At 72.3% G+C, this 4,076-nt stretch carries 4 protein-coding genes; 2 read left to right on the top strand and 2 right to left on the bottom strand.

The genetic code is table 11. The annotated features are described in order from the left end of the window. Together mscL and VI238_RS13910 are read left to right on the top strand one after the other, a co-directional pair. A partial coding sequence (mscL, locus tag VI238_RS13915; protein ID WP_331652375.1) for a large-conductance mechanosensitive channel protein MscL occupies positions 1-355 on the top strand: 355 nt, incomplete at its 5' end. A 121-nt stretch (positions 356-476) separates the two neighbouring features. Further along, positions 477-1,901 carry a M28 family peptidase gene (locus tag VI238_RS13910; protein ID WP_331652373.1) on the top strand — a complete coding sequence of 475 codons (1,425 nt, stop codon included), beginning with the start codon at positions 477-479 and terminating at the stop codon, positions 1,899-1,901. A gap of 28 nt (positions 1,902-1,929) precedes the next feature. Here the strand turns inward: VI238_RS13910 and VI238_RS13905 are convergent, their stop codons facing one another. Together VI238_RS13905 and VI238_RS13900 are read right to left on the bottom strand one after the other, a co-directional pair. Then, positions 1,930-3,129 carry a mannosyltransferase family protein gene (locus VI238_RS13905; protein ID WP_331652371.1) on the bottom strand — a complete coding sequence of 400 codons (1,200 nt, stop codon included), beginning with the start codon at positions 3,127-3,129 and terminating at the stop codon, positions 1,930-1,932. A 66-nt stretch (positions 3,130-3,195) separates the two neighbouring features. Beyond that, on the bottom strand, positions 3,196-4,076 hold an 881-nt coding region (locus VI238_RS13900; protein WP_331652369.1), incomplete at its 5' end, for a TrmH family RNA methyltransferase.

Genomic DNA, 4,076 nt, shown 5'->3' with positions numbered 1-4,076 from the left:
CAACGTGATGGACCTCGCCGTCGGCGTGGTCATCGGCGCCGCGTTCGGCAAGATCGTCACCTCGCTCGTCGACCAGGTCATCATGCCGCCGATCGGCATGCTCATCGGCGGCGTCGACTTCTCCGCCTACAAGTGGGTGCTGCACCCGGCCGGTCCCGACGGCAAGGGCGAGGTCGCGCTGCAGTACGGCGCGTTCATCAACACGATCATCCAGTTCCTCATCGTCGCGCTCGCGATCTTCGTCGTCGTGAAGGTCATGAACCGCATGATGCGCAAGGACGAAGCGGCACCTGCGCCGCCGTCGGCGGAGGTCGTGCTGCTCACCGAGATCCGCGACCTGCTCAGGAAGGGTTGACGGCCTGCGCGGCAGCGGCATCGGCTGGCGCAATCGGTTCCATCGTTTCCGTGACGTTTGGCCCGCTGCGCGCCGGGGCGGGCGGCGCATACTTCGGGTTTGCCTCGACCGGAGTACCGCCATGCTTCGCTTGCGCCCGCTCGCCCTTGCCCTCCTGCTGTGCGCCACGCCTGCATGGGCGGCGCACAAGCCGACCGCCATCGCCGCAGCGGATCTCGATACGGCGGCCCACCTGCGCGACCTGGCGCTCGCGGACGACACCGCGTACGACTTCGTCTCCGGCATCACGACCGAGGTCGGGGCGCGCCTCGCGGGCGGACCGAACGACGAGAAGGGCCGCGAGTGGACGATCGCGAAGTTCCATGCGCTCGGCTTCGACAAGGTCTGGACCGAGCCGGTGACCTACCCGAAGTGGGTGCGCCGCAGCGAACACGGCGAGATCCTCGCACCCTACGCCCAGCCGCTCGCGCTCGCCGCACTCGGCTACTCGGCGGCGACGCCCGCGGGCGGCCTCGAGGCCGAGGTCGTCGGTTTCCCGACGCTCGACGCGCTGAAAGCCGCCGATCCGGCGAGCCTGCGCGGCAAGATCGTGTTCGTCGGCGCGCGCATGCAGGCCCATCGCGACGGCCACGACTACGGCATCGGCTCGGCCGTGCGCACGGGCGGCCCCGCGATCGCCTCGCACAAGGGCGCCGCGGCGTTCCTGCTGCGCTCGGCCGGCACCGACAGCAACCGGCTGCCGCACACGGGCGTGACCAACTTCACCGGCGCGACGCCGATCCCCGCGGCCGCGCTCTCGGCGCCCGACGCGGACCTGCTCGAGCGCATGCTCGCGTCCGGCAAGCCGGTCACGATCCGCCTCGCACTCGACTGCGGCATCGAAGGCCAGTACACGGGCGCGAACGTGATCGGCGAACTGCGCGGCTCGAAGAAGCCCGACGAGTATTTCGTGATGGGTGGCCATCTCGATTCGTGGGACCCGGGCACCGGGGCGATCGACGACGCCGTCGGTGTCGCGATCGCGACCGGCGCCGCGAAGGTCATCGCCGGCCTGCCGAAGCGCCCTGCGCGCAGCATCCGCGTGGTCGCGTTCGCGAACGAAGAGTCGGGCCTGTTCGGCGGCAAGGCGTACGCGCAGGCGCACAAGGGCGAGATCGCCAAGGCCGTGCTCGGCAGCGAATCGGACGCCGGCGCCGACCGCATCTGGAAGATCACCGCGAGCGTGAAGCCCGCCGCGCGCGACGCGATCGCGCAGATCGCCGCGGTGCTGCAGCCGCTCGGCATCGAGTACGACGCGAACGAACCCGGCAACGGAGGCTCGGACTTGTCCGAAGTCCACGCGGTCGGCATGGCCGCGGTGTCGCTGCACCAGGACGCGACGCGCTACTTCGACTGGCACCACACCGCGAACGACACGCTCGACAAGATCGACCCGCAGCAATTGCGCCAGAACGTCGCCGCCTACGCGGTCACCGCGTACCTCGCCGCGCAGGCCGACGGCGACTTCGGCTCGAAGCCGGGCGCGTGGGCGAACGAGCACGAATGAGGGCCGCCGCCGAGGGCCGCGGCCGGCGTCAGGCGCCGGCGAAGGTCATCTTGAGCGCGAACGCGGCCGACATCAGGGCGAGCAACGCGGTCGACACCGCGAACCAGCCGCGCTCGACGCTGCGGCTCGCGGTCGCGTCGGCGAGCGCGAGCGCGATCGGGAACAGGCCGAACAGGTAGCGCGCGAGCGACATCAAGGTGCCGGTCGCGAGCGGCGCGAGCAGGCCGAGCGCGAGGAACAGCGCGAGCGAAGGCTCGCGCCGGCGCCACAGCGCGATGCACGCGGCGATGCCGCCGAGTGCCGCGGCGAGATTGAGGTAGCGGAAGTTCCAGTCCTCGATCGCGAGCCGCGGCTGCTGCAGCACGTCGACGAACGGCGTGAGCGGCGAACCCGGATGGCGTCCCCACGCGTGCTGGATGCCGCTGAACGCGAACGCGTTGCCGCTCGCCGTGTGCAGCTCGGCCATGAACGCGAACAGGCCGAGCGGTGCGCACGCGAGCGCGAGCCACGCGTGCCGCGGCAGCAGTCGACGGCGCGGCCACATCCAGACGGCCAGCGCCGGCAGCAGGAACAGGCCCGCGAGGCGGGTCGCGCTCGCGAGCGCGAGCAGCACGGCGACCCAGCCCCAGCGTCCGCGCAGTGCGGCGAGGAACGTGCCCGCCGACACCAGCAGGAACAGCGCTTCGCTCCACGGCAACGCGCCGAAGTAGCTGACCGGGAACAGCGCGAGCGCGAGCACCGCGCGCTCGGCCGCGGGCGGCTCGCGCCCGAGCGCGAGCGCGAGCCGGTGCAGCACGGCGAGCGCGGCGAGGAAGGCGAGGTTCGCGAGCAGCATGCCGGCCACGCGCACGTCGCCGACGATGTCGGCGAACGCGCGCCACAGCAGCGGATGCAGCGGGAAGAACGCCCAGTTGGCGGGACGCGTCGTGTCGAAAGGGCGATGCTCGTAGCCGTGCTCGACGATCGTCGCGTACCAGCCGCCGTCGTTGTAGAGCGCGAGATCGCGCAAGGTCGCGGCGAGCTCGCTGGGGCCGACCTGCGCACTCGGCATCGCGAGCTGTTCGCGACCGGCGGGATGGCCGAGCTGCAACTGCGCGGCGAGCAGCCATACCGCGAAGATCACGCCGCGCGAGAGCGCGAATGCGAACGCGGCGACGCGCAGCGAACGCACCCAGCCGGCAACGTCATGGCTGCGCGCATGCGGCAGGGGCATCGCGACCGCGTTCATCGCCGGGCTCCGTGCGGGGGGCCCTACAGCGTGGGAGCGCCCTGTTGCGCGACGATGACGACGCCCTCAGTGCGGATGCGACTGGCGCCAGTACTCGCCGAGCAGTACCGCGACGCTCGCGGCGACGTTGAGGCTTTCGATCGCTCCGCTGCCGGGAATCGTGAGGCGCAGGTCGGCCGCGCCGATCATCGCATCGCTCATCCCCTCGCCTTCCGCACCGAGCACGAGCACGAGGCGACGCGGCAACGTCGTCGCGTACAACGGCACGCCCTCGCGCGGTACGGTCGCGGCGAGCGTATAGCCGCGCGCGCGCAGCTCGCGCAGCGCGTGGCGCGGATCGTCCGCCTGCACGAGCGGCACGATCTCGGCCGCGCCTTCGGCGACGCGCGCAGCCGCGCCGGACACGTCGAGCCCCGCCTGTGCGGGCACGATCACGCCGCCGACGCCGAAGTGCGCCGCGCTGCGCAGCAGCGCGCCGAGGTTGTGCGGGTTGCCGACGCCGTCGAGCCAGAGCAGCAGCGATGCCGCCGGCGCGCCCGGTTGCGCGTCGAGCAGCGCGGCCAATGCCAATGGCTCGGGGCGCAGCAGGTCGAAGCAGACGCCCTCGTGATGGCGCGATGCGGTCAGGCGGTCGAGGTCTTCCGGCTCGACCACGCGATAGCCGATGCGCCGCTGCACGCACCAGGCGAGCACGGGCTTGAGCGCACCGATGCGCGACTCGGCGAGGTAGACCTTGCGCAGCGCCTCGGGCCTGCGTGCGAACGCCGCGAGGCACGCATTGAGCCCGTACAGCCGCTGCTCGCGCGATGGGGGTTCGCGCGGGACGGCGGGCTCGGCATCCGGCGCGCCGCTGCGCGAGGGCGCAGCATCGCCGCGCGCGCGACGACGCTCCTCGCCCGCGCGCGCGGGGGACGGAGGCCGGCGCTGGCCGGCTTCCGCGAGCCGTT

Origin of the sequence: Dokdonella sp. (assembly GCF_036518555.1) — a bacterium.
In the GTDB taxonomy this organism is placed as follows: Bacteria; Pseudomonadota; Gammaproteobacteria; order Xanthomonadales; family Rhodanobacteraceae; genus Dokdonella_A.
This window is presented reverse-complemented; position numbering and strand designations above follow the sequence as displayed.

Bases quoted from the DNA above. Each gene is read 5' to 3' on its own strand.
- VI238_RS13910 (WP_331652373.1), top strand. From the start codon at position 477: ATGCTTCGCTTGCGCCCGCTCGCCCTTGCCCTCCTGCTGTGCGCCACG.
- VI238_RS13905 (WP_331652371.1), bottom strand. From the start codon at position 3,129: ATGAACGCGGTCGCGATGCCCCTGCCGCATGCGCGCAGCCATGACGTT.